This is a genomic window from Faecalibacterium sp. Marseille-Q4896, from assembly GCF_017377615.1.
GTDB classification, from domain to species: Bacteria; Bacillota; Clostridia; order Oscillospirales; family Ruminococcaceae; genus Faecalibacterium; species Faecalibacterium taiwanense.
The window spans coordinates 173,993-197,627 of the sequence record NZ_JAFREG010000004.1; the positions used below are offsets into that span (position 1 = coordinate 173,993).

21 protein-coding genes are annotated in these 23,635 nt (G+C 60.6%); 6 read left to right on the plus strand and 15 right to left on the minus strand.

The window, feature by feature from the left end:
• Positions 1 to 199 precede the first annotated feature (199 nt).
• On the minus strand, positions 200 to 1,066 hold the full coding sequence (locus J3348_RS08985) for a GNAT family N-acetyltransferase (protein ID WP_207698799.1): 867 nt from the start codon (positions 1,064 to 1,066) through the stop codon (positions 200 to 202).
• A 194-nt stretch (positions 1,067 to 1,260) separates the two neighbouring features.
• Here J3348_RS08985 and J3348_RS08990 point away from each other — a divergent pair, with 194 nt between their 5' ends.
• Positions 1,261 to 2,652, plus strand: coding sequence for a trypsin-like peptidase domain-containing protein (locus J3348_RS08990; protein WP_154256085.1), 1,392 nt, complete (start codon positions 1,261 to 1,263; stop codon positions 2,650 to 2,652).
• 51 nt (positions 2,653 to 2,703) lie between these two features.
• Here the strand turns inward: J3348_RS08990 and pulA are convergent, their stop codons facing one another.
• Positions 2,704 to 4,659 (minus strand): type I pullulanase, encoded by a 1,956-nt coding sequence (gene pulA / locus J3348_RS08995; RefSeq protein ID WP_207698800.1) that lies wholly within the window; start codon positions 4,657 to 4,659, stop codon positions 2,704 to 2,706.
• 137 nt (positions 4,660 to 4,796) lie between these two features.
• On the opposite strand from pulA, the gene J3348_RS09000 reads away from it, so the two are divergent.
• Complete coding sequence (locus J3348_RS09000) at positions 4,797 to 6,842, plus strand: AAA family ATPase (protein ID WP_207698801.1); 2,046 nt, start codon at positions 4,797 to 4,799, stop codon at positions 6,840 to 6,842.
• Positions 6,843 to 7,160: 318 nt separating this feature from the next.
• On the opposite strand, the gene J3348_RS09005 is transcribed toward J3348_RS09000, so the two are convergent.
• The 13 genes from J3348_RS09005 to J3348_RS09065 form a co-directional block, all read right to left on the minus strand.
• A complete protein-coding gene (locus J3348_RS09005; protein WP_207698802.1) occupies positions 7,161 to 8,120 on the minus strand; it encodes a WYL domain-containing transcriptional regulator in 960 nt (319 codons plus the stop codon).
• A gap of 15 nt (positions 8,121 to 8,135) precedes the next feature.
• On the minus strand, positions 8,136 to 8,999 hold the full coding sequence (locus tag J3348_RS09010; protein ID WP_207698803.1) for a prephenate dehydrogenase: 864 nt from the start codon (positions 8,997 to 8,999) through the stop codon (positions 8,136 to 8,138).
• The gene (gene aroA, locus J3348_RS09015) at positions 8,992 to 10,263 is read right to left on the minus strand and encodes a 3-phosphoshikimate 1-carboxyvinyltransferase (protein ID WP_207698804.1); all 1,272 of its coding nucleotides are present in this window, start codon (positions 10,261 to 10,263) and stop codon (positions 8,992 to 8,994) included. The genes J3348_RS09010 and aroA overlap by 8 nt, the downstream gene beginning before the upstream one ends.
• A gap of 6 nt (positions 10,264 to 10,269) precedes the next feature.
• Positions 10,270 to 11,286, minus strand: coding sequence for a 3-deoxy-7-phosphoheptulonate synthase (gene aroF / locus J3348_RS09020; RefSeq protein ID WP_097781196.1), 1,017 nt, complete (start codon positions 11,284 to 11,286; stop codon positions 10,270 to 10,272).
• Between the two features lie 26 nt (positions 11,287 to 11,312).
• Positions 11,313 to 11,684 carry an endonuclease domain-containing protein gene (locus tag J3348_RS09025; protein ID WP_207698805.1) on the minus strand — a complete coding sequence of 124 codons (372 nt, stop codon included), beginning with the start codon at positions 11,682 to 11,684 and terminating at the stop codon, positions 11,313 to 11,315.
• A 181-nt stretch (positions 11,685 to 11,865) separates the two neighbouring features.
• Positions 11,866 to 12,330, minus strand: coding sequence for a type II 3-dehydroquinate dehydratase (locus J3348_RS09030; protein ID WP_097774636.1), 465 nt, complete (start codon positions 12,328 to 12,330; stop codon positions 11,866 to 11,868).
• On the minus strand, positions 12,311 to 13,573 hold the full coding sequence (locus tag J3348_RS09035; protein ID WP_207698806.1) for a shikimate kinase: 1,263 nt from the start codon (positions 13,571 to 13,573) through the stop codon (positions 12,311 to 12,313). The genes J3348_RS09030 and J3348_RS09035 overlap by 20 nt, the downstream gene beginning before the upstream one ends.
• Before the next feature lies 1 nt (position 13,574).
• Positions 13,575 to 14,720 carry a chorismate synthase gene (aroC, locus tag J3348_RS09040; protein WP_207698807.1) on the minus strand — a complete coding sequence of 382 codons (1,146 nt, stop codon included), beginning with the start codon at positions 14,718 to 14,720 and terminating at the stop codon, positions 13,575 to 13,577.
• A gap of 3 nt (positions 14,721 to 14,723) precedes the next feature.
• The gene (gene aroB / locus J3348_RS09045) at positions 14,724 to 15,767 is read right to left on the minus strand and encodes a 3-dehydroquinate synthase (RefSeq protein ID WP_097774639.1); all 1,044 of its coding nucleotides are present in this window, start codon (positions 15,765 to 15,767) and stop codon (positions 14,724 to 14,726) included.
• The gene (locus J3348_RS09050) at positions 15,764 to 16,834 is read right to left on the minus strand and encodes a prephenate dehydratase domain-containing protein (RefSeq protein WP_207698808.1); all 1,071 of its coding nucleotides are present in this window, start codon (positions 16,832 to 16,834) and stop codon (positions 15,764 to 15,766) included. The genes aroB and J3348_RS09050 overlap by 4 nt, the downstream gene beginning before the upstream one ends.
• A 303-nt stretch (positions 16,835 to 17,137) precedes the next feature.
• Positions 17,138 to 17,317, minus strand: coding sequence for a hypothetical protein (locus J3348_RS09055; RefSeq protein ID WP_207698809.1), 180 nt, complete (start codon positions 17,315 to 17,317; stop codon positions 17,138 to 17,140).
• Positions 17,318 to 17,320: 3 nt separating this feature from the next.
• Complete coding sequence (locus J3348_RS09060) at positions 17,321 to 18,073, minus strand: hypothetical protein (protein WP_207698810.1); 753 nt, start codon at positions 18,071 to 18,073, stop codon at positions 17,321 to 17,323.
• A 25-nt stretch (positions 18,074 to 18,098) separates the two neighbouring features.
• Entirely contained in the window at positions 18,099 to 18,824 is a 726-nt protein-coding gene (locus J3348_RS09065) for a lysophospholipid acyltransferase family protein (protein WP_154260572.1), read from the minus strand.
• Between the two features lie 220 nt (positions 18,825 to 19,044).
• Between J3348_RS09065 and J3348_RS09070 the strand changes: the two genes are divergently transcribed.
• The 4 genes from J3348_RS09070 to J3348_RS09085 all read left to right on the plus strand — a co-directional run bounded on the left by J3348_RS09070 (position 19,045) and on the right by J3348_RS09085 (position 23,626).
• Positions 19,045 to 19,887: a DUF624 domain-containing protein gene (locus tag J3348_RS09070; RefSeq protein ID WP_097774642.1), complete on the plus strand. Its 843-nt coding sequence runs from the start codon at positions 19,045 to 19,047 to the stop codon at positions 19,885 to 19,887.
• A 30-nt stretch (positions 19,888 to 19,917) separates the two neighbouring features.
• Positions 19,918 to 21,282: a hypothetical protein gene (locus J3348_RS09075; RefSeq protein WP_005943502.1), complete on the plus strand. Its 1,365-nt coding sequence runs from the start codon at positions 19,918 to 19,920 to the stop codon at positions 21,280 to 21,282.
• A gap of 54 nt (positions 21,283 to 21,336) precedes the next feature.
• Entirely contained in the window at positions 21,337 to 21,942 is a 606-nt protein-coding gene (locus J3348_RS09080; RefSeq protein WP_097774644.1) for a cytidylate kinase-like family protein, read from the plus strand.
• 289 nt (positions 21,943 to 22,231) lie between these two features.
• A complete protein-coding gene (locus J3348_RS09085) occupies positions 22,232 to 23,626 on the plus strand; it encodes an MATE family efflux transporter (protein ID WP_347563450.1) in 1,395 nt (464 codons plus the stop codon).
• Positions 23,627 to 23,635 lie beyond the last annotated feature (9 nt).

Genomic DNA, 23,635 nt, shown 5'->3' on the forward strand with positions numbered 1-23,635 from the left:
CTCGCCCTCTCAGGCGCTAACGCGCCAGCTCCCCCAAAGTGGGAGCCCTTGGCAGTCCACGCAAAGTGCATCTTTTTGCCAAGGCCTCTCCCTTTGGGAGAGGTGGATTTGCGAAGCAAAGACGGAGAGGGCGAGGCCGTCTTTTTACACATACGTACCCTATTTTATCCGAAAACGCTCCATAATGCAAGTGTTTTCGTTATTTTTTCAGGATGATGCAGGGCAGAGGGGCGGTTTCGGCCCAGTTGGCAAAATCACACACCAGAACGGTAAAACTTTTGAGCGGAAGTGCCCGGAGATATTCCAGCACCGTCTGCTTTTCATCCGTGCCGATGACCTGCCCGCTGTAGAGGATGGCGCTCACCACGCCGCCGGGGCGCACGGCTTCCAAAGCCGCCTGCAGGGCGGGGATGCTGCTCTGCGCGGTGGAGAACACTGCGTGGTCGGCCCCGGGCAGCCAGCCAAAGTTGAACATCACCGCATCTGCCGTGCCGGGCTGCACAACCTGTAAAAGGTCTGCGTGGCTTTGGCAGTGCAGCTCATACCGGGCGGCAGGCACGCCCAGCTGCTCCAGATGCTTCCGGGTGGATGCAATGGCAGCTTCCTGCACGTCAAAGCCGACTACCTTTCCTTCCGGCGCGGTGATGCCGCACAGGAAGGCCGTGTCGCCGCCGTTGCCGCAGGTAGCATCGATGCAAAGGCGCGGCTGTGCCAGCCGCGCGGCCAGAAAGTCCTGCACGAACTTGACGGCGGTCAGGTCCGGCGTGCGGCGGCGCACCAGCTGCCTGCCTTCTGCCGCAAAGCCGAACTTTGCCCAGAACGCAAGCTCTGCGGCATCGGCGGGCAGCGGGGCGGTAAATACGGTAGCCGTTTCACGGTCGTATCCAGCGTAGGCGCGCAAGGCTTCTTTTAATAGATAGGAGCCGTAGCCTTTGCGCCGCCACTGCGGTTCGATGCCAAACGCGGTGATGGCAGCCCCCTTTGCGGCGGGCGTGAGCGCGCAGAAGCCGATCTGTGTTTTTTCCTTATAGAGGGCAAAGCCCTCGTCTGTGCGGTGCAGTTCCATGGTGTGTTCCTCCTGAATTTACGCTTTTACAATAGCAAGCGCAAAGGCCGCTGTCAAGGGCGGAAAGTGCGTCTTTATTTCACAGTTTCTTCACGGCGCGCGCGATTGATTTTCACAATTGACGGTTACAATAGGAGCAGTTCAAAGGAACAGGGCTCCTGTGGACGTATCCCTTACGGAAAGGAAGTATCAGCATGGACAATGAGAACAAATGGGAATATGATTATTCCTCTCAGGATAAAAACGAAAGCGGAGATACCGGTTATCCCAATGTGGGCAGCAGCGGCATGAACACCGCCAACCAGTACAACGACCCGCAGCCGGAACCGGAGACCGCTTACACCGCCCCGCAGACAGACAACGGCGCAGGCGGTGCAACGCCGCCGGTACATCCGGTACAGCCGCAGGACGCGCAGCCCCCTAAAAAGAAGAAAAAGTTCAACGGCAAGCGCGTTGCACGCAGCGCCGTGGCGCTGGTGCTGGCCGCAGCCATGGGCTTTGCGGGCGGCTTTGTGGGGGCAAAGTTTGGCGGCAGCGGCAAGGTGGTCATTCAGCAGGTGGCACCTTCCTCTACGGCCGACAGTGCATCCGGTTCGGATAGTTCCATCACCGCAGCATCCAGCAGCGGCAGCAGCCTGACCACTGAACAGGTGGCTGATCTGGTCAGCCCCAGCGTGGTGGTCATCACTACGGAGCAGGTGGTCTACTCTCAGTGGTCGTGGTACGGCCAGAATCAGGTGGAGAGCGGTGCCGGCAGCGGCGTGATCATCAGCTCGGACGGCTACATCCTCACCTGTGCACATGTGGTGGACGGCGCTTCCACCATCACCGTTACCATTGGTGACAAGGACTACACCGCCACCCTCGTGGGCGAAGATACCACCAGCGATATCGCGGTCATCAAGATCGATGCTGACGGCCTGACCCCCGCCACCGTGGGCAACAGCGACAGCCTGAAGGTGGGCCAGAGCGTGATGGCTGTGGGCAACCCGCTGGGTGAGCTGGGCGGCACCGTGACCGGCGGCATGATCAGCGCTTTGAACCGCAGCGTCACCATTCAGGGCAGCAGCTCTGTGAACACCATGTCCCTGATCCAGATGGATGCTTCGGTCAGCCCCGGCAACTCCGGCGGCGGCCTGTTCAATATGAACGGTGAGCTGGTCGGCATTGTGAACGCAAAATCCTCTTCCAGCGATGCAGAAGGTTTGGGCTTTGCCATCCCCATCAACGATGCCATCAAGGTGGCACAGGAACTGCTGGAGAACGGCTATGTGACCGGACGGCCTTATTTGGGCATCACCTATCTGGCCGTGACCGACGCACAGACTGCTTCTCAACTGGGCGTGAATGCCTACGGCGTTTACGTTGTGGAGGTGGTCAAGGGCGGCCCTGCCGAAAAGGCAGGCCTGCAGGCCGGTGACCGCATCGTGAGCGTGGACGGCACCGAGATCGCCTCCAAGGACGACCTTGGCACCCTGATGCAGAAGCACGCAGCAGGCGATACCCTCTCCATCACCATTGCACGCGACGGCCAGATGCAGACGGTCAATGTGACACTGGGCGAAAAGACGGCTTCCAACAGCTGAACAAAATAGAAAACAGGAGCGGATGAGAGTTTTCCATCCGCTCCTGTTTTTTTATATCTGTCCGAAGATAGTAGCGCTGTAAGGCATCAGTACGGCCTCGTGCTCGTACACCCTTGCCGGGCCGCGCCACAGGCTGGACGAGATGCCGTCGCTCAGCATCTGCCAGCGCCCAACCGGCAGCGGCACGGCCTTGCTGGTTTCGGTGGGGTTATAGAACACGCATAGCGCCTGCCATGCTGCGCCGTCGCCCCACTGGGCGGGCAGCTGCCAGCCCACCAGCGGCTGCTCCAGTGAGAAAAAGTACAGGGCATCCGGCGCGTGGGGGTCGGTGCTGGAAAGCCGCGGAAACCTTGCCCGCAGCGCCAGCAGGCCGCGGTAGTAGTCCACCAGTGCATGGTATTTTTCGGCCCGCTCCCAGTCCAGCCGGTTCAGCGCAGGCGAAGAGCGGTAGCTGTTGCCCTTCCCTTTTTTGGTGCGGGCAAACTCCTCGCCCGCCTGCAGGAAAGGCAGGCCGAAGCTGGTCAGGTAAATGCCCGCCGCCAGCCGGTTCTGGGCAAGGGCTGTGCCGTCTGCCGCCGTGAACTCCGGCTTTTCGTACCGCACCAGCAGAAGCTTGTCCCACAGGGTGAAGTTGTCGTGGGCGGAAACATAGCTCACGATCTGGTTGGGCGCGTGGGGCGGCAGACGGTCACTGCGGCACCATGCCGCTACCGCACCGCCGATGTCCCAGAAGCTGCCGGGCCTGCCCTCCACATAGCCCGGCTCCCGGGCGTTGAAGCATCCGCCCTTGATGGTGTCGCGGGTGTCGTCGCAGAAGATGCCGATGCGATCATTCAGCATGGCAAGATTCGCCTTGTTGGCCTCGTACCGGTGCAGCTGGCTGCCGCCGCCCTGCCACGGCTCGCCGTACATCAGGATATCCCGCCCGCCGGGCAGCGTATCCAGCGCGGCGCGCACCGCGTTGATGGTCTCCACGTCGTACAGACCCATCAGGTCGAACCGGAAGCCGTCGATGTGGTATTCCTGCGCCCAGTAGAGGATGGAATCGATCATATACCGCCGGGCCATGGGCCGCTCGCTGGCAAATTCGTTGCCGCAGCCGCTGCCGTTGGAAAAGCTGCCGTCCTCGTTCTGGCGGAAAAAGTAGCAGGGCACGGTGCCGTTCAGCGGGTTCTCATTACGATACATGTGGTTATACACCACATCCATCACCACACCGATGCCCGCCGCGTGCAGGGCTGCGATCATTTCCCTGCACTCCCGGATGCGCACCTCGCCGCGGGTGGGGTCGGTGGAATAGCTGCCTTCGGGCACATTGTAGTTGGTGGGGTCATAGCCCCAGTTGTACTGCCGCAGCAGCGGCTTTGCCTCGTCCACGCTGCCAAAATCAAAAATGGGCATCAGCTGCACATACTTCACGCCAAGCCGCTTTAAATAATTCAGGCAGGTGGGGTGGATGCCGTCCCCATGCAGGGTGGTGCCCTGCTGGGTAAAGGCCATGAACTTGCCCCGCCATGCCGGGCGCACGCCGCTGGCAGCATCCTGCGAGAAGTCGCGCACGCTCACCTCCCACACCGCGCGCTGCTCCGGCGGGATGACCGGACGCACATCCCGCTCCCACCCGGAGGGGGCGGTGCGGGCAAGGTCCACGATCATGCTGCGGGTGCCGTTCACGCCTGCCGCACGGGCATAGGGGTCGCCGGTCTGGCGCGAAATGCCATCCACTGTGACCGTATAGGTATAGTATCGTCCGTGCTGGTCGCCGGGCAGATAGATGCTCCACACCCCCTGCTGCCCCCGCTCCAGCGGCAGAGTGCCTATGGGCTCACCGCCGCTGCCTTTGCGGTAAAGGCTGACCTCCACCCTCTGCGCCGTGGGTGCCCACAGGCGCAGATGGGTGCCGGAAACAGCATATTCCTGCCCCAGCGGGCCGGTGTAGGTGGTTTGAAGGTCAAAGGAGATGCTCTCGTATAGCGTTTTCAGTTCGGCGGGCGTTTTGACGGTCATAGTTTCTTCATTCCTTCTTGCAGATTTCCTATCAGATATAAGTGTAAACACCGGCGGTCTTTTTTGCAAGAGGGAATTGCAAAACCTGCCCCGGTACACTATACTGAAAGAAAACGATGCAGACGGAGGGCAAAGCCATGGCATATACCGACGATTGGGAAAACCTTATGAACGGTGTGTTCGGCGCAGGGGGAAAGCCGCGCTTTGGCGGCACGGCTCAGCCGGAAAGCAAAACGCCAAAGGCCAAAGCGCCCGCAGTGCCGGACCTGAATGCTGCCCTGCTGGAAAACCAGAAGCAGCTGGATGCCCTGCTCAAAAAACAGAACGCCCAGCTGAAAACGCAGGACACTGCGGTGCAGTCTGCTCTGGAGGACAGCCGCCAGATGCTGCGGGATATGGAAGCGGACGGCCTGCTTGCCAAGGGCACTGCCGATGTGACCGTAGAGCACCTTGGCAGCTTTGAGGGCCTTGCCGCCGAGGTGAAAAAGACCGTTCTCGGGCAGGATGCCTTTGTGGACAGCGTGGTGCGCGCCATGCGCCGGCCCTTTGTGCTGGGCACCGAGCGCCCGGCAGCACGCAATGTGATCCTGCTGTGCGGCGGAGCCGGTACGGGACGGCATTTTGCGCTGGCAGAGACCGCCCGCATCATGGCGGCGCGGGGCCTTTTGCAGAGCGACAAAACCGCGGTGGTGGACCTTGCCCTCTACCCCAATTCCGGTGCGGAAAAGCTGTTTTTGCAGGATCTGTATGCGGCCCTGCACGCCCCCGGGGAGATCGTGATCTTTGAGCATTACGAGAGCTGCCATGCGGCCTTCCTCAAGACCCTTGCAGACCTTGCTGTGAAGGGCAGCGCACCGCTTTCCAGCCGGTATCTGGTGAACAAGGAGGGCATCCTTGTGGATGCAGGCACGGCGCTGGCACCGGGCGCGGTGAGCAGTATCACGCCCTGCGGCAAGTACCTCATCTTCTTTTCCCGCAAGGGCCGGGACGCGCTGGCAGATAAGTTCGGTGCGCCCTTTGTGGCGGCGGTGGGCGATGTGTGCGCCACCAGCGCCTTTGCCCGCGGGGACCTTGCAGCGCTGGCGGCGCAGCAGCTGAATGCGCTGGCCCAGAAGGTGAGCGCACGCCTTGGCCTGACCCTCTCTGCCGGGGCCGATGTGCGGGACTATGTAGCCGCCCAGTGCTCTAAGGAAAAGGGTGCGGCGGGCCTTGCGGAATGCTGCGATAAAATGTTCCGCGCCCTGAGCGAATACTGCCTGCAGACTGATGCAAAGCTTACCGGCACCGTCACCCTGACCGCAAAGCCGGAGGGCGTATGGTTTTGCCTGAACGACCAGCCCGAGCAGGAGCTGTCTGCCCTGCTGCCTGCCGAGTACACGGGCGCTGTAGATGAAATCCGCGCAGAGCTTGACGGTCTTGTGGGCCTTGGGGCGGTCAAGGAGTATGTGTTCGGTCTGGCGGATAACCTGCAGGTGCAGCAGCGCCGCGCGGCGGCAGGCTTCAAGACCGCCAGCCTTTCCATGCACATGATCTTCACCGGCAACCCGGGCACCGGCAAGACCACCATTGCCCGGCTGGTGGCAAAGTACCTCAAGGCCATCGGCGCGCTGAAGGGCGGCCAGCTGGTGGAAGTGACCCGCGCCGACCTTGTGGGCCGCTACACCGGCCACACCGCCCCGCTGACCAACAGCGTCATCGAGAGTGCGCTGGGAGGCGTGCTGTTTATCGATGAAGCCTACAGCCTCTACCGCGGCGAGCAGGACAGCTTTGGGCTCGAAGCCATCGACACCCTTGTGAAGGGCATGGAGGACCACCGGGACGAGCTGGTGGTCGTTCTGGCGGGCTACACCAAGGAGATGGAGGTGTTCCTTACTGCCAACAGCGGTCTTGCCAGCCGCTTCCCCAACAAGATCGAGTTCCCGGACTACACGGCAGACGAGCTGCTGGACATCACCAACGTGCTGGCAAAGGGCAAGGGCTACCGCCTTGCCGAGGGCTGTACCTTCCCGCTTTTGGGCTACTACAAGCGCCGTCAGGCGCTGGACAGCCGCACCGCCGGCAACGGCCGTCTTGCCCGCAACACGCTGGAAAAGGCCATCTTCCACCAGAGCCGCCGCCTTGTGGCAGAACCTGCCGCCGAGCTGGATCTGATCCTGCCCAGCGATTTGGAATTTGAGGAGTGAGAGATTCAGAATGGCCTCCGCTTCGCTCTGGCCATGCTCAGCGGAAGAATTATTTATAGGAACAGCAAACCCCGGCAGGCTGCGGCCTGCCGGGGTTTGCATTTTTCACGGATGGAGTCGTACCGGAAAGCAGCATCTGGCGCTCTGGCTCCACAGGGCAGGACGGTGCCGTGAAATTATTTCCTGCCGGAAACGCTGCATCTCCCGGTCCGGGCCTTCCCTGTGAAAAAAGGTTCCGGAAAAATCCGCAGATTTTTCCGGAACCTGATTATAAATATCATTTCATCTGATGATGGCCAGAGCGAAGCGGAGGCCATTTTAATCGTGCTGCTTCGCAAGGGCCTGCACCATATCGTGTATCCCCTTGCGCACCTCGGCGGGAGCCATTACTTCCACCTTGCCGCCAAAGCCGCACACCCAGCCGTAGAACTGGGGGCTGACGCATACCGGCACATCAAAGTGAAAATATGCACCGTCTTCCTCCGGCACGAACAGCGGCGTTTTGCCAAAGCGGTCGCGCATGGCGATTTCCAGGTCGGCGGTGCAGCGCAGAGTGACCCGGTACTCCGGCCCGCCGAACATGTTGAAGTGCTTGCGCAGATAGGCGGGCAGGTCGAACTGGCGGAACTCGGCCTTGCCCCGGCGGGCATCGCCCAGCACCGTCACGGAAGACATGCGGTCCACGCGGTAGTTGCGGATGCCCGCAGGCTCTTTCTCGTCCTGATAAGCGATAAGGTAGTAGCAGCCGTTTTCCCATGCCAGCTGCCACGGGCTGACGGTGCGGGTGCCGTCGTCCTTGTAGCGGAACCGCACCATTCTGCCCGCATTGATGGCGCTGTGCAGCGCATCGATGCTGTAAAGCAGGGTGTGGCTGTCGCTTTTGGGGCGGCCATCCACGTACACCTGACGCTGCAGCTGGGTGCCTTCGTAGTCGGAGCAGAGGGCTTCCAGTTTATGGATGAGTTTACTGCTGGTGCGTGCCGACACAACCTTGCTGGCCTGTACGGCATCCACCAGCAGCTTCAGCTCAGAAAGCTCAAAGGTGCGGCTGGCCAGCCAGTAGCCGCCGCCGCGCCCGCGCCGCAGCTGGATGTCATACCCCAGACTGCGCAGGGTGTCGATATCGCTGTAGATGCTTTTGCGCTCGGCAAGAATGTCCTGCTGTTCCAGCAGCTCTACCAGCTGCGGTACATTGAGCAGGTGTTCTTCGTCGGTCTTTTGTTCCAGAATGCGCAAAAGGGTCAAAAGCTTGGATTTCTGGCCTTCCTGCTTGGGCATGGGAGCACCTCCGGTTTATTCGGGCAGTTTTTTGTCGAACGCCGCGCGGCGCTGGGTGGAAAGACGGAACATCTCTTCCAGCCTGTTCCGGTCGTCGGCCACAAGAGCAGAGCGCATTTCCTGCAGAGCGGCATCGAACTGGTCGATCTCGCTGATCAAGTTCTGTTTGTTCCACAAAAACAGCTCTGCCCACATTTTATCGTTGATGCGTGCAATGCGGGTCAGATCACGGAAGGAGTCGCCGGTGTACTCGCACAGCGAAGAGTTATCGTTGGCGCACATCAGGCTCACGGCGATGGCATGGCACAGCTGGCTCACATAGCCGATCATCTTGTCGTGCTCCTGCACCGTCAGGGTGCAGATGTGGTGGAAGCCCAGCACTTCGGCCAGGTCCTTTGCCCACTGAATGGCCTCTGGCGTGTTCTTTTCCGTGGGGGTGATGATGAAGTTGGCCGGGGCAAAGTTCACCTCGGCGGCGTGCTCCACGCTGGAAGTCTCACGGCCTGCCATCGGGTGGCTGGCAATGAACTCCACGCCTGCCGGGCACATGGCCTGCACCGGCTCCACAAGGCCGGTCTTTACGCCGGAAACATCCGTAAAAATGCAGCCGGGCTTGAGCAGATGGCCGTAGGTGCGGAACCACTCGATGAGGGCCGTGGGGTACAGACCAAAGATGATGTGGTCGGCGCTGCTCACAAGGTCCTCAAAATCGTGGGTCTTGCCGCTGGCGATATAGCCGTGCTCTAGCGCGTACTGCAAATGCCCTTCGCTGCGGTTGATGCCGTCCACATGGAAACCGGCTTTCGTCAGTTCCAGCGCGTATTTGCCGCCCAGCAGGCCAAGGCCCACCACGAGATAACGTTTTGTTTTATCAAGCATATTCCACCTCCGCGCCCAAGGGCTTGATGGCTTCAAAGAAATTCGGCCAGCTTTTTGTAATGGCTTCGGCATCGTCCACGGTCAGGGGAATGCCCGTACTCAGGGCCAGCACCGCAAGGCTCATGACCACACGGTGGTCATTGTGCCCATGCAGAACACCTGCCGGAGCGTGCAGCCTGTTCGCGCAGCCGTGCACCGTAATGGTGCCGCCCTCGCTTTCCAGCACGCCGCCGCAGGCACGCAGCTCGGCCTCCATGGCAGCGATGCGGTCACTCTCCTTCAGGCGTAAACGCTCTGCGTTGCGGATGACTGTAGTGCCTTCGCACAGCAGGCCCAGCACCATGAGCACAGGGCCAAGGTCCGGGCAGTCCGCAAGGTCGATGTCCACCCCGTGCAGCGGGGCCTTTTCAAAAGAGATGCCCTCTGCCGTGCGGGTAAACACCGCGCCGCACCGGCGCAGGATGTCCAGAATGGCGGCATCGCCCTGCAGCGTTTCCGGGGCAAGGCCGGTGATGGTCACGCCGCCGCACACTGCACCCAGCACCGCCGGGAACGCGGCCTGACTGTAATCGCCCTCCACGGTGTAATCGCAGGGGTGATAGTGCTGCCCGCCCGGGATGGCAAGAGTGTTTTCGTCCAGCCAATGGCTCTGCACACCGAAGGCTGCCTGCACAGAGCGGGTCATATCGATGTAGCTGCGGCTCTCCACCGGCGGGATGAGGTGCAGCGTGCTGTTGCCGGAAAGCAGCGGCAGAGCAAACAGCAGCCCACTGATGAACTGGCTGGATACATTGCCTGCAAGGCGGTATTCGCCGGGGGTCAGTGCCCCTTCCACGGTCAGCCCGGAAGCGCTCTGCTCAAACCGCAGGCCCTGCTCCCGGTACAGAGCGTCATACACCGACTGAGGCCGCTCCATCAGCCGCCCGCGGCCGGTGAAGGAAACTGCCTGTCCGGTCAGGCTGGCGATGGGGATGAGAAAGCGCAGGGTGCTGCCGCTCTCGCAGCAGTCCACCGGCGCGGCAAGGGGCACAAAATGCCCCAGCCCTTCCACCACAGCATCGTCTGCGCCGGTGCGCACACGGGCGCACAGCTGTGCCGCTGCGCCCAGCGTGGCAGAGATGTCCTTGCTGAATTCGAGGTTCGTGATATGGCTGCGGCCCTCGGCCAGTGCCGCGCAGAGCACAGCACGGTGGGCCATGCTCTTGCTGGGTGGGGCAGTGATGGTGCCGCCCACGGAACGCGCGTTCTGAATCGTTACCAGCATAGGCCGTTACATATCGCGGCCAATGGCCCATGCCACCTGACGGCACTTTGCCATGGCCTGTGCGAAGGAATCCGGGGTCAGGCACTGTGCGCCGTCGCTCCATGCGTGCTGTGGGTCGTAGTGGACCTCCACTTCCAGACCGTCGGCACCGGCGGCCACGGCAGCGATCATCATAGGCTCGACCAGATTGGCCTTGCCGGTGGCGTGGCTGGGGTCCACGATGATGGGCAGGTGGGTCTTTTCGTGGATGATGGGCACTGCAGAGAGATCGAGGGTGTTGCGGGTATACTTTTCAAAGGTACGGATGCCGCGCTCGCACAGAATGACCTGCTCGTTGCCGCCGGCCATGATATACTCGGCGCTCATGATCCACTCCTCGATGGTGTTGCACAGGCCGCGCTTGAGCAGCACGGGCTTGTGCATCTTGCCCACGGCTTTGAGCAGCTGGAAGTTCTGCATGTTGCGGGCACCGATCTGCACCACGTCCACATACTCCTCAAATTCGGGGATGCGGTCCTCGCTCATCAGCTCGGAGACGATGGGCATGCCGGTGGCCTCGCGGGCCTTTACCATATCCAGAATGCCCTCGGTCTCAAGGCCCTGGAAGGAGTAGGGAGAGGTGCGGGGCTTGTAGGCACCGCCGCGGAACAGGGTGGCACCGCCGGCCTTCACGCCCTGTGCAATGCGCAGAGCCTGCTCTGCGCCCTCGATGCTGCAGGGGCCTGCCATGACGGCGATCTTTTCCTTGCCGCCGATCTTCACGCCGCCGCAGTCGATCACGGAATCTGCCGGGTGGAACAGGCGGTTTGCACGCTTATAGGGCGCGGACACGCGGGTGACATTGTCGATCCACGGGTTTGCCAGCACATCCCGTTCGTCAATCTTGGTGGTGTCGCCCACCAGACCGAACACGTTGTAGTCCTTGCCGGTGATCAGGGTCACGTCCAAACCCTGTTTCTCGAATTTGTCAACGATCTTTTCCAGTTCGTCCTTCGGAGTCCCTTTTTTGGTGGAGATGATCATGGGAGTTTGTTCCTTTCCTGTTTGTTTTAAGATGGAAGCCTGTGCTGAATGGTGCTGTGAATCTGCGCACAGACGGCATCAAAATGATTGTCTACATCATTGTTTGCAAAACGGAGAACCAGCAGTCCATACTGTTCAAGGACCGTACTTCGTTCTGCATCGTAAGCCCTGCCCTGCTCGGTATAGTGCTGGGAACCGTCCAGTTCGATCACAAGCCGTGCCTGTGCGCAGTAAAAGTCAACGACAAAGGATTCAATGATCCGCTGCTTGTAGATTTTTATAGGATAATCACGCAGAAACACATACCAGAGCTTGTGCTCCTGTGGGGTCAGATTACGGCGTAATGTGCGCGCTGTGCCAAGCATTTTATTGTTTTTATTTACAGTTGCATGTTTCATGGACGGCTTCCTCTACGGCAGCGGCCTCGCCCTCTCAGGCGCTAACGCGCCAGCTCCCCCAAAGGGGGAGCCCTTGGCAAAACCGGAAACTTTGCCGTACTGCCAAGGCCTCTCCCTTTGGGAGAGGTGGCATCGCGTAGCGATGACGGAGAGGGCTAGCCCGCTGCCCGTGTTCATCCTTTTACATCACGATATGCGCCTTGCTGGAGCCGTCGGTGCGCAGCAGCTGGGCCAGATAGATGCAGGCGTGCAGGTAGCCCTGCGGGCCTTCCCCGATGAAGTGGCCCTGACAGCCAAAGGACACCACGTCCGTTTTGCGGAAAGGCTCCCGCTCGTCCGGGGCGTGCAGCATCACTTCCACGGCGGGTACGCCGCACAGGCGCAGCGCATCCAGAATGGCCACGCTGTAGTGGGCGTAGGCACCAGGGTTCAGCACGATGCCGTCCACCCGGCCCGCTGCGGCCTGAATTTCGTCCACGAGGTCGCCCTCGTGGTTGGACTGGCAGCAGTCGGTCTCGATGCCCAGCTGTTCGCAGCCTGCCTGCACATAGTCCATGATGGCGTTATAATCCAGCTCACCGGGCACGCCCGGCTCTGACCAGCGCATGATGTTGAGGTTCGGGCCGTTAAGAATCAAAAATTTCATCCAGTGCCTCCATGGCGGCATGCAGGGCATCGTCCAGCGTGCCGTTGTTGGGAATGACGGCATCTGCCGCTGCCAGATACAGCGGACGGCGCTGTGCTTCCATCTGGCGCAGTGCGTCCATGCTGGAAGAAAGCGGCCTGCCGCCGCCCACGGCCAGGGCATCCACCGGCCGGTCGATGAACAGAATGACACCGTTCTGGTGCAGAGCACGCAGATTCTCCGGCTTTTTTACAATGCCGCCGCCGCAGGAAATGAGCTGTCGGCCCTCTTTGCCAAAGCGCTGTGCTTCGGCAGTTTCCTTTGTGCGGAAGCCGTCCTCGCCCTCGGCTGCAAAGATATCCGGGATGCTGCGGCCGTCGGCCTTTACGATCTCCTCATCCAGATCCACAAAGGTACGGCCAAGGCTCTTTGCCAGCATCCTGCCGAGGGTGGTCTTGCCGGAAGAGGGCATCCCGATCAGGGCAATGTTCAGCATATCCCGGCGCAGTGCGGCAGTGATGCGCCGAATTTCAACCGGCGCATCCTCGAACTTGCGGTCCAGAAAATATTCTGCGGCATACACTGCCTGCGCCACCAGCATTTCAAGGCCGCCCACAGCCACCGGCACGCCCGCTTCCTCGGCGCGGAGGATGAGTTCGGTTTTGTCGGGGTTGTACACCACATCCACCACAGCTTCAAGGCCCGGCATGGCGGCAACGTCCAGATTGCACACGCCTACATTGGGGTACATGCCCGCCGGGGTGGTGTTGATCACGATCTGTGCCCCGCTGGAAACGGCCTCGGCATAGCTCAGTTCGCCCTTTTCCGGGTCCGGATGGCGGCTGACGGTGAGCACCTTTGCCGCGCCCTTGTCCCGGGCCACAGCGCTGGTGGTGTTGTGGGTGCCGCCGGTGCCCAGAATAACCACCGTTTTGCCTGCAAAGCTCACGCCGTGGGCGTCGCACAGGTGGGCAAAGCCCATATAATCGGTGTTATAGCCGTAGAGCAGGCCGTTTTTGTTCACCACCGTGTTCACCGCCCCGATGGCCTTGGCCCGCGGGTCGATGTAGGAGCAGTATTCCATCACCAGCTTTTTATAGGGGATGGTCACATTGATGGCCTTGAACTGCCGCTTTGCCAGAAAGGCCCGGGCCTCTTCCTCGGTGGGCAGAGGGCACAGGTCGTAGTGGTAGCCGCAGAGCATCTCGTGGATGATCTTGGAGTAGGAGTGGCCGAGTTTTGCGCCGATGAGTCCGTATTCCATTTTACTCGTCCTCCTTCCGGAAGCTGGTGGGGTGGGTCATCCATGCCGCGCCGTAGCGTGCCGTGAGCAGGTCGCCCACAGCCAGTGCGGCGGCGCAGGTCTGCACGATGGCGGCTCTGGGCACGATGCAGGGATCGTGACGGCCCTGAATGGACAGCTGCGCGTCCTTTTTGGCAAGATAGTCTACTGTATCCTGCTGCTTGTAGATGCTGGGTGTGGGTTTGACCACGGTGCGGAACACCACCGGCATCCCGTTGGCGATGCCGCCGTTGATGCCCGCATTGTGGTTGGTGGCGGTCACCACCGCACCCTCCGGCGTCATGCGGAAAGCGTCGTTTGCTTCGGAGCCGCGCATCCCGGCAAAGCCGAAGCCGGTGCCGAACTCGATGCCCTTGACGGCGGGGACGGAGAACACCAGATGTGCGATCTCGCTTTCCACGCTGTCAAAATAGGGCTCACCGATGCCTGCCGGCAGGCCGAGGATGGCGGTCTCCAGCATCCCGCCCACGCTGTCGCCCTCCGCACCGGCGGCACGGATGGCGGCTTTCATGGGTTCTTCTACGGTTTCATCCAGCACCGCAAAGCCCTCGGGCTTGCTGGCAAGGGCTTCCACCTGAGCAGAGAGCTGTGCGGCATCATCCTGTGCAAAGCGGGTGTCCGCAATGCCAGCGCACTCTGCGATATGGGTGGTGATGTCGATGCCCGCACGGTGCAGTGCGCTCAGCACAATGGCCCCGCCCGCCACAAGGGCGGCCGTCACCCGGCCGGAGAAGTGCCCGCCGCCGCGCGCATCCTGAAAGCCGTGGTACTTGGCGTAGGCGGTGTAGTCTGCATGGCCGGGGCGCAGAAGGTCTGCGGTCTTGGAGTAATCGCCGCTGCGGGTGTTGGTATTTTCGATCATCAGGGCAATGGCGGTGCCGGTGGTGCGGCCGTTCACCACGCCGGACAGCAGCTGCACGGCATCTGCCTCCACCCGGGGAGTGGACAGGCCGTCGCCCCGGGCACGGCGCTTGTCCATGCAGGCGGCAAGAAATGCCTCGTCCACCGGCAGGCCTGCGGCCATGCCGTCCAACACCGCGCCGATGGCGCGGCCGTGGCTCTCGCCGAAAATGGTCAGCGAAAGGTCGCTGCCGAATGTATTTTTCATGGCTTACTCCTCAATGCCCAGCAGGGGACGCAGACCCTCCACCGGGATGGTCTCGGCGCGCCAGCAGCCCAGACCCGGCACCTTGATAATGGTGATCTGGCCGCTCTGTGCCTTTTTGTCGTGCAGCATCTCTGCCAGCACCTTTTCCTTATCGTAAGTAGTGCGGGTGGGCAGGCCGAGGCGGCGGTATACCGCGCGCACCCGCTTCTGCAATGCCTTGGATTCGATCATGGGCAGCATGCCCAGCGCCACGCACTCGCCGTGGTAAAGGCCCACGGTGCGGCGGCCCTTGATGCCCTTGACGGCCTCGATGCCGTGGCCGATGGTGTGGCCGAAGTTGAGCGCCTTGCGCATGCCCTGCTCAGTCTCGTCCTGCTCCACGATGTTTTTCTTGAACCGCAGGCTGCGGCAGATGATTTCGCCGATCTGGGCATCCACGTCGCCATTTTCAAAGATCGCGAACAGCTCGGGGTCTGCCAGCAGGCTTGCCTTGACGGCTTCTGCCAGACCGTTGATGAAGTGGCGGCGGGGCAGGGTGGCAAGGGTGTCCGGGTCCACGATGACGAGCTTGGGCTGCCAGAAAGCGCCCACGATGTTTTTGGTATCGCCCAGATCCACGGCGGTCTTGCCGCCGATGGAGGAATCGATCATGGAAAGGGTGGTGGTGGGGCAGTTGATGAAGTCGATGCCCCGCATGTAGATGGAAGCGGCAAAACCGGCCAGATCGCCCACCACGCCGCCGCCCACGGCGATCACCAGATCGCCGCGGCCCATGCCGAATTCCAGCATCTGCTTGAGGACGGATTCCAGAATTTTAAAGCTCTTGCTGGCTTCGCCCTGCGGCACCGTGATGATGTGGGCATCCTTGCACTGGTCGGCCACCATCTGGGCGTACTGTGCGGGCACACCGCTGTCGGTCACAACGGCCACACGGCGGTCCAGCCGGGCGAACTGGTACAGGTTTTCCAGCGAGCCGCTCTTGACGATGATGTCATAGCTGCGCTCGCCCAGATTCATGGTCAGCTTGGTTCCGATAAATTCACTCATTTGGTATACACTCCTAACAGCCGCACGGTACGGCAGGTGCGGTCAAGCTCACGCAGCAGCGCGGCGGTCTCGTCGGCGGTGGGGTCGCCCACCAGCTCCACGTAAAAATAATATTCAAACGGCACATGAGGCATGGGCCGGCTCTTGATGGACTCCATATTGAAGCCGCTGGCACCGATGATCTGGATCACCTCGCCCAGCTTGCCGGGTTTGTTGTCCACCGTGAACAGCAGCGAGAACCGGTTGCCGCCGGTAGGCTTTTCGCGGCTGAGCACGATAAAGCGGGTGGTGTTGTCGCCGTCGGTGTTGATGCTGGGCACCAGCACCTCCAGCCCGTACAGTGCCGCCGTCTCCACGCTTGCAATGGCCGCTTTAGAGGAGTCGCCGCTTTCAGCCACGAACTTTGCGGCCATGGCGGTGTTGGTCATGGCGGTGGCGGGCAGGCCGAACTGCCTTAAAAAGGTCTCACTCTGGGCGATGGCCTGCTGGTGGCTGTAGACGCTTTTGATCTGGTCGAGTTTTGTGCCCGGCAGCACCAGAAGATTCTGGGAGATGGGCAGATCGTACACATCCACCACCCACAGCGCCGGATGGTTATAGCACAGATCCAGCACGGCGGAAACATCGCCCGCATGGCTGTTCTCAAAGGGAACGACGCCCCGGGCAGCATCGCCGCGTTCCACCGCGTCAAACACCTCGTCCCAGGTGGGGTAGCTCACAGCCTCGGCGTGGGGGAACAGCGCCCGGAGGGCAATGTGGGCAAAAGCGCCCTCCACGCCCTGATAGGCGGCGCGGTTTTGGCCCAGCACCACGGCTTCGTACTGCTTTGCCACGTCCATCAGGTTCTGCACGTGGTCTTTATAGTAGGGCCGCAGGGCCGGGTCCTGAATGCGGGCCGCAGCCTTTTCCAGCACTGCCGTCTCGCGGGCGGCATCGTAAACGGGCAGGCCATGGGCTCTTTTGTATTCGGCCACCTGCAGCACGGCGGCCATCCGCCGTTCAAACAGCGCAGCCAGCTGGGCATCCACTGCATCGATCTCGGCGCGTGCCTGTTCCAGTGCGTCCATGGGTTCACATCCTTTTGTATGTATGATAAATACCATCAAGATAATAGATACCCAGTAAGTATACCATAACTGGGACGGAGAAACAACAAAACCTCCGGCGTTTCAAAGGGGAGAATATTTCAAATCAGATATGTGTAAAAAGAACAAAATAGAAAACGAACTCCCTCAGTCAAACCCTTGCGGGTTTGCCAGCTCCCTCAAAGAGGAAGCCGCTGACAAAGCGGAAAAGTTTCCGGCTCTGCCAAGGGCCCCATCCCCGAGGGGGCTGTCGCCGAAGGCGACTGGGGGAGTTCTATTTGCATATTATCTGTTCTTCAGCAGTTCTTCCCGGCTCCTTGCTTTGCTGTAATATCTCCCATAGGGATTATCCAGCGCCTGTGCAAGAGAGACCGGCTTTTCCGGCTCTGGCCTTTGCACCGGCTTTGCTGTGCGGTCAAATGTGAACCCGGCGGCAGGCCCGCCGCGCTTTACCCGGAACCGCATGGCTCAGCCCTCTGCACTGGCGGTAGAAACAGCCCCGGCGGTCAGCTTGTTCCACAGTTCTTCGCCGCCCTCAAGCAGGCCGGCGGAGTCCTTGTTCCATGCGCCGCGGATGCCGATATAGTACCGGCTCATCAGCTCCTGACTGGAGCCGCTTTCGCTCTGCACAGCATCAGAAGCGTAATCGCCCAGATCAAGGCCCGCCAGCACCGGGCAGTCGGTCCAGCGGTAGACCATGTTCCACCAGTCACTGTCTTCGTCGGACTGCGGCAGGCTGCCGTCGAGGTAGCGCAGGGTGCCGGTGGTCTGCTGGAACCCGGCTGGGTCGTACAGGATGAAGATGGAGCTCAGCGCGCCCTGAATGTCGGTGGAAAGCTTGGTGGTGCCTGCCATGTCAAGGTAGACGTCCGAGTCCTCGTTGCCAAAGTCCATGGTGTAGAGGTTCAGCTTTACCACCACCTTGCCGTCGCCGTTCCGGTCTTCGCCGTAGGCGGCAAGGGCATCCTGCAGGGCGGTCTGGGTGGCTTCCGGTAGGTAGTGGGGGGCCACTACCGCTACGTTATAGTCTGCATGGACGGTAAAGAAATACTGCCCGATGAAGTTGTAGCCGAAGAACACCACGATGATGCCGATGATGATGACCCACTTGAGGTTATAATCCCACCAGTTGGCCCAGCGTTCCTTGCGGGTGTACTGGCGCTGTTTGCGGGGCTGGAGGTCTTTGGGGTCGATATCGCGTTCGTAACGGTAGCTTGCCATGGGGCAGTTCCCTCCAAGTTCTGATTTACAGCTGTGCCAGAATGGCCTGACGCACAGCATCCGGCAGCTGCTTCTGCTCGGCCTTGCTCATGCCTGCAGTCCGGATGGGCGGCAGCACCTTGATATGCACGCTGCCCGGATGGCACAGGTTGCCATTGTTCTCGAACAGGGCACGTGCACCGGTAATGGCCACCGGAACCACCGGTGCGCCGGTCTTGACGGCAATGCGGAATGCACCGGCCTTGAACTCACCGGCACCGCCCTCTTCCCCTTTGTAGCGGGTGCCCTCCGGGAAAATGACGAAGCTCTTGCCGCTCTCCACAATGGCAGTGGCGTCGTTCAGGGCGCGCACGGATGCCCGCAGGTCGTCGCGCTGCACGAACACGCAGCCCAGCAGCTTCATCCAGCGGTTCAGCAGCGGGATCTTTTCCAGCTCTTCCTTGGCAAGGATGCCGTGGGGCTTATCCAGACTGGCCAGCAAAAGCGGGATGTCGTAGTAGCTGCGGTGGTTGCCCACGAACACGCAGGCCGTATCTTTAGGGATATTCTCAAGGCCCTCCACGCTCAGGAAAACGCCGGTCACCTTTAAAATGCCCCGGCTCCAGTGCGGGATATGCTTGTTGACAAGCTCTTCCACCAGCTGCATGTCGCCTGCAGCCAGAGCGCGTTCCGCCCGGCGCAGCACGCCATAATGGACGATCATATAACCAAATAAGTAAATAAACATCGCAATCGTGCGAAAAATGCTCATTGCGTTTTCCTCCCTCCGGCAAAATATGCCATTGTCATTGTATCACACTTTTTGTAAAAAGGGGAGAAATAACACTTTTTTTACAAATCGGAGGATCTGCGGTCTTGCAAAATTGACAAAATGCGGGTATATTTATAGTTGTAAAGCCAGCACAATGGCACTTTCTGCACGAAATGCTTTCTGCCGGCCCAATGGATGAAGAGAGAGGTACCATACGAACATGGGTTTATTTCCTTCCGCAAATGACTTCAAGGCCGGTAAGGGCGTTGAAAAGGATGCTCCCCGCAAGACCGGCGTGGGCCGTTTTTTTGAGCTTGTGGGCCGTGATATGAACGGCATGTTCCTTGCAAACCTGCTGGCCTGCATCGGCTTTCTGCCGGTGATCTGTCTGGTGTACATCGGCTTTCTGGCAAACAGCCTGCCTGTCATGCTGGCAAGCGCGGTGGTAGGCGGCATTCTGGCCGGGCCTGCGCTGGCCGGCATGTACGATACCGTGCTGCGTGCCCTGCGTGACGAAGCCGGTTACTGGTGGGTGACCTATCGCCGTGCCTTCAAGCGCAACTTCAAGGCCAGCATTGCGCCGGGCATCTTCTACTGTGTGGTGGTCACGGCGCAGATCTTCCTTGTGTATTTCTGCTTCAATATGCTGAGCAAGGGCACCAATGTGGGCGTGCCGCTGTGGGTGGCCACGGTGCTGAACCTGCTCATCTTCCAGATGCTGTTCGCCTACATGTGGCCGCAGGTGGTGCTGCTGGATCAGCCCTTCAGCCTGACCGTGAAAAACAGCATCAACTGCATGATCGCGTTCCTGCCCCACGCACTGGCGGCGGCCATCGTGCAGATCCTGTTCTGGGGCGTGGTGATCCTGTGCATGCCGCTGGGCCTGCTGCTCATGCTGATCTTCGGTTTCTGGTTCGTGACCGAAGTATCCTGCCAGATCATCTACGGCGATATTGAAAAGGTGTTCCACATTGAGGAGAGCATCCGCAAAATGAAGGATGCCGAGCTGGAAGCCGCCCTCAAAGAGGACTACGGCGAAAGCACCGACGACACCGAAGAGTAAATTTGAACTTCCGCAAAGGAGAGGTGCTCCATGGAACAACGGAATAATCTGGTTTTGCAGGGCACCGAGACCTTCTCCCGCGGGCAGCTGGACAATGTGGCACTGGACGGCGGTGCACTGGTGCTGGACAGCGTGGCGGGCCGCTGCCTGCAATACGGCAGCTACACCACGCCGGAATTTGCCATGCCGGCCTTCTGCAACCTGAATGTCAGCTGGAACGCCTTTGCGCCCCACAACACCATGGTGGAGGTGCGCTGCCGGGTATATGCCGGAGGAAACTGGACCGGCTGGATGAGCTTTGGCAAGTGGGCACCGGGCTACCCCCGCTGCAGCTGCAATTCCCAGAGTGACGACGGCATGATCTTCCTCATGGGCGATACCGTGACCGTGGCAACGCCCGGCGGCGGCACCGGCGTGCAGCTGCAGGTAAACCTTTCCACCAACGATGACAAGGTCTCGCCCGCAGTGCGCCTGCTGGCCGCGGCAGTGCGGCCGCTGGCGTGGGAAAAGCACAATGGCCACCCGCTGAACCGGCAGCTCTATCTGCCGGAATACTGCCTTTCCGCCCACGATCCCAGCTTTGGGCGCACCATGGATCTGCCGCTGGTCATGGCGGCACTGATGAACTGCTGGGGCGAGGATGTCCTGCCCGAAGAAGTGGCCTATGTGATGGAGGACATGGCCCACAGCACCACCGCCAATGCGGCCTTTGCGGCTGCTGCCGCCGGCTGCTGCGGCTACCCCTGCTGGCAGGCATGGATGGACCTTGCCGACCTGCGTGCCCAGATCCACGATGACTGCTGTGTGGCAGTGCAGGTGGAGCGGCGCATCCGCGGCCAGCGGGACCCGGTGCGGGTCTGGATGGGCCTGCGCGGCTTTGGCCACGACGATGCCGTAATGGCAGATTATGTGCTGCTGAACGACCCCACCGCAGATTCCAACGGCGCAGTGAACTGCACCATGGCACTGGTGGACTTTATGCGTTACTTTACCGGGCGCGCCATCGCCCTGCGGGCAAAACCCCGCGATGTTGCCGCCAACCGTCCGCTGCGGATGCGCTGCGAGCTGGTGCCCGGCGAGACGGCAGACGTTTACTATTTTGAGCAGCGCGGCGTGAAGGACCCGCTGCCGGAAGGCTTTTCCGGCTGGGTGGCCTGTGCGTGCCACGACGGTGTGGCCCACGCCACCACCGCCCACCGCAGCTTCTGCCGGATGGAGCGCACGCCGGAGGGCGGCATCCGCTTCCCGGAAAAGATCATGGCCGCAGGCTGCCGCTGCAGCGTGTATGCAGTGGACCAGACCGGTGCCATGCGCGTGGCGGAGGTGCGGCTGCCAAAGCCGCGCCCCACGCCGGAGCAACCTGTTTCCCAGGCACAGGAAAAGCCGGCGGAATGACCGGCCCGACCCAAAGCCTTTGGGCTATAGATCAAGACATAGGAGGAACACATTATGGCAAAGACGATCATCACTTTGGGACGTGAATACTGCACGGGCGGCCGCTACATCGCTGAAGATGTGGCAAATGCGCTGGGCATCAAGCTTTACGACAAAGAGCTGATCACCATGGCAGCAAAGCACTCCGGTCTTTCGGAAGAAGCTGTTGCCGCCAGTGAAAAACGGCATACTCACAGCCTGCTGTACAGTCTGTACACCATGGGCAATGAGCTGCCGCTGGGCGATCAGGTGTTCATTCTTCAGAGCCGCATCATCAAGCAGCTGGCCGAGGAAGGCCCCTGCGTGATCCTGGGCCGCTGCGGCGACTATGTGCTGCGTGAGCGCAAGGATGTGCTGCGCGTGTTCGTGTACGCCCCCAAGGAGTGGCGGCTGGAATACGCAAAGACCAATCCTCTGGTCAAGGCCAAGGACGAAAAGGGCATCAAGGACGAGGTGGAAAAAACCGACCGCAACCGTTCTGCCTACTACAACTACTACACCCAGAACCGCTGGGGTGATGCCCACAACTATGATCTGGCCATCAACGCTGCTCTGGGCCGCGAGACCTGCGTGAAGATGATCCTGGACGCAGCCGCCGCCAAGGAGAAGAACCTTGGCTGACCGCCCGGGCGCTTCAAAATAAAACAACGATGATTCGTGGGTAGGGTGCTTTTGCACCCTGCCCACGTTTCGGGCAACGGCGACGACCGCGGCCTGCGGCCGAAACAGGGAGGAGCCGTTGGGGCAGCGGCCAGCAGGACACGAGTGCCGCATGGGCGGTCACGAAGTGGACGCTGGGAGCCGCAACCCGGGCGCTGATGCCGTTTCCGGTTTTCAGAAGCCCTGCCAGCTGCACAAGTGCGGCAATCTGTCTCTAGCAAACCCATCCCAATGTAAAAAAGGAGCAAACGTGGAAACAAAGCAACCCCAAACCTCTCCCGCCCAAACGCGGGAAAACATTATGGGCACCATGGAGATCAACCCTCTGCTGGTCAAGCTGAGCGTGCCCATGATGATCTCCATGCTGGTGCAGGCGCTTTACAACGTGGTGGACTCGGTGTTCGTGTCCCATGTGAGTGAAAGCGCCCTCACCGCTGTGTCCCTCGCCTTCTCGCTGCAGAATGTGATGATCGCTGTGGGCGTGGGCACCGGCGTAGGCGTGAACGCCATGCTGTCCAAAAGTCTGGGCGAAAAGAACCAGAGCCGCGCCAATGCCACGGCGAAAAACGGCATCTTTCTTTCGCTGTGCAGCTTCGTGGTGTTCCTCGTCATTGGCCTTACCTGCATGAAGCCCTATTTCTATGCACAGACCAGTGATGCGGCTATTGCGCAGCAGGGCATCCAGTATCTTTCGGTGTGCTGCATCTTCAGTCTGGGCCTTTTCACCCAGACCATGGGCGAAAAGCTGCTGGCCGCTACCGGCCGCACCCACCTGAGCATGATCAGCCAGCTGGTGGGTGCCGTGGTGAACATCATTCTGGACCCTATCTTCATCTTTGGCTACTGCGGTGAGGCCCTCAGTGGTACCACCGGCGCAGCTGTGGCAACGGTCATCGGCCAGTTCTGCGGCGCAGGCATGACCCTGTTCTTCAACCTGAACAGGAACCCAGATATCCAGATCAGCTTCAAGGGCTTCCGCCCCAGTGCCAAGGCCATTGGCCGCATCTACACGGTGGGCCTGCCCAGCATTGCCATGCAGTGCGTGGGCAGCCTGATGACCTTTGGCATGAACCTGATCCTCATGAGCTTCTCGGCCACAGCGGTGGCGGTGTTCGGTGTGTACTTCAAGCTGCAGAGCTTCGTGTTCATGCCCATCTTTGGCTTGAACAACGGCATGGTGCCCATCATCAGCTACAACTACGGTGCCCGCAGACCGGACCGCGTGAAAAAAACCATCAAGCTGGCAGTCTGCTATGCCGAGTGCATCATGCTCATTGGTTTCTGCATCTTCCAGTTCGCACCGGATAAGGTGCTTGGCATCTTTGCGGCCAGTGATGCCATGCTGGCCATTGGCATCCCAGCCATGCGCATCATCTGCCTGCATTTCCTGCTGGCGGGTGCCAGCATCGTGCTCAGCTCGGTGTTTCAGGCACTGGGCAACGGTGTGTTCAGCCTGATCGTTTCGGTCTGCCGGCAGCTGTTCGTGCTGCTGCCGGCCGCATGGCTGCTGGCACAGACCGGCAATGTCAACAATGTCTGGTGGGCCTTCCTCATCGCTGAGATCGTCAGTGTCCTGCTGAGCCTTGGCTTCTACGCCCGCATCAACAAAAACATCATTGCCCCCATGTATTCCCCTGCCGAATGAGGGGCGTGA

What these genes read in the sequence shown, in the direction of transcription:
- J3348_RS08985 (WP_207698799.1), bottom strand. Translation starts at nt 1,066, where the DNA reads ATGGAACTGCACCGCACAGACGAGGGCTTTGCCCTCTATAAGGAAAAA.
- J3348_RS08990 (WP_154256085.1), top strand. Translation starts at nt 1,261, where the DNA reads ATGGACAATGAGAACAAATGGGAATATGATTATTCCTCTCAGGATAAA.
- pulA (WP_207698800.1), bottom strand. Translation starts at nt 4,659, where the DNA reads ATGACCGTCAAAACGCCCGCCGAACTGAAAACGCTATACGAGAGCATC.
- J3348_RS09000 (WP_207698801.1), top strand. Translation starts at nt 4,797, where the DNA reads ATGGCATATACCGACGATTGGGAAAACCTTATGAACGGTGTGTTCGGC.
- J3348_RS09005 (WP_207698802.1), bottom strand. Translation starts at nt 8,120, where the DNA reads ATGCCCAAGCAGGAAGGCCAGAAATCCAAGCTTTTGACCCTTTTGCGC.
- J3348_RS09010 (WP_207698803.1), bottom strand. Translation starts at nt 8,999, where the DNA reads ATGCTTGATAAAACAAAACGTTATCTCGTGGTGGGCCTTGGCCTGCTG.
- aroA (WP_207698804.1), bottom strand. Translation starts at nt 10,263, where the DNA reads ATGCTGGTAACGATTCAGAACGCGCGTTCCGTGGGCGGCACCATCACT.
- aroF (WP_097781196.1), bottom strand. Translation starts at nt 11,286, where the DNA reads ATGATCATCTCCACCAAAAAAGGGACTCCGAAGGACGAACTGGAAAAG.
- J3348_RS09025 (WP_207698805.1), bottom strand. Translation starts at nt 11,684, where the DNA reads ATGAAACATGCAACTGTAAATAAAAACAATAAAATGCTTGGCACAGCG.
- J3348_RS09030 (WP_097774636.1), bottom strand. Translation starts at nt 12,330, where the DNA reads ATGAAATTTTTGATTCTTAACGGCCCGAACCTCAACATCATGCGCTGG.
- J3348_RS09035 (WP_207698806.1), bottom strand. Translation starts at nt 13,573, where the DNA reads ATGGAATACGGACTCATCGGCGCAAAACTCGGCCACTCCTACTCCAAG.
- aroC (WP_207698807.1), bottom strand. Translation starts at nt 14,720, where the DNA reads ATGAAAAATACATTCGGCAGCGACCTTTCGCTGACCATTTTCGGCGAG.
- aroB (WP_097774639.1), bottom strand. Translation starts at nt 15,767, where the DNA reads ATGAGTGAATTTATCGGAACCAAGCTGACCATGAATCTGGGCGAGCGC.
- J3348_RS09050 (WP_207698808.1), bottom strand. Translation starts at nt 16,834, where the DNA reads ATGGACGCACTGGAACAGGCACGCGCCGAGATCGATGCAGTGGATGCC.
- J3348_RS09055 (WP_207698809.1), bottom strand. Translation starts at nt 17,317, where the DNA reads ATGCGGTTCCGGGTAAAGCGCGGCGGGCCTGCCGCCGGGTTCACATTT.
- J3348_RS09060 (WP_207698810.1), bottom strand. Translation starts at nt 18,073, where the DNA reads ATGGCAAGCTACCGTTACGAACGCGATATCGACCCCAAAGACCTCCAG.
- J3348_RS09065 (WP_154260572.1), bottom strand. Translation starts at nt 18,824, where the DNA reads ATGAGCATTTTTCGCACGATTGCGATGTTTATTTACTTATTTGGTTAT.
- J3348_RS09070 (WP_097774642.1), top strand. Translation starts at nt 19,045, where the DNA reads ATGGGTTTATTTCCTTCCGCAAATGACTTCAAGGCCGGTAAGGGCGTT.
- J3348_RS09075 (WP_005943502.1), top strand. Translation starts at nt 19,918, where the DNA reads ATGGAACAACGGAATAATCTGGTTTTGCAGGGCACCGAGACCTTCTCC.
- J3348_RS09080 (WP_097774644.1), top strand. Translation starts at nt 21,337, where the DNA reads ATGGCAAAGACGATCATCACTTTGGGACGTGAATACTGCACGGGCGGC.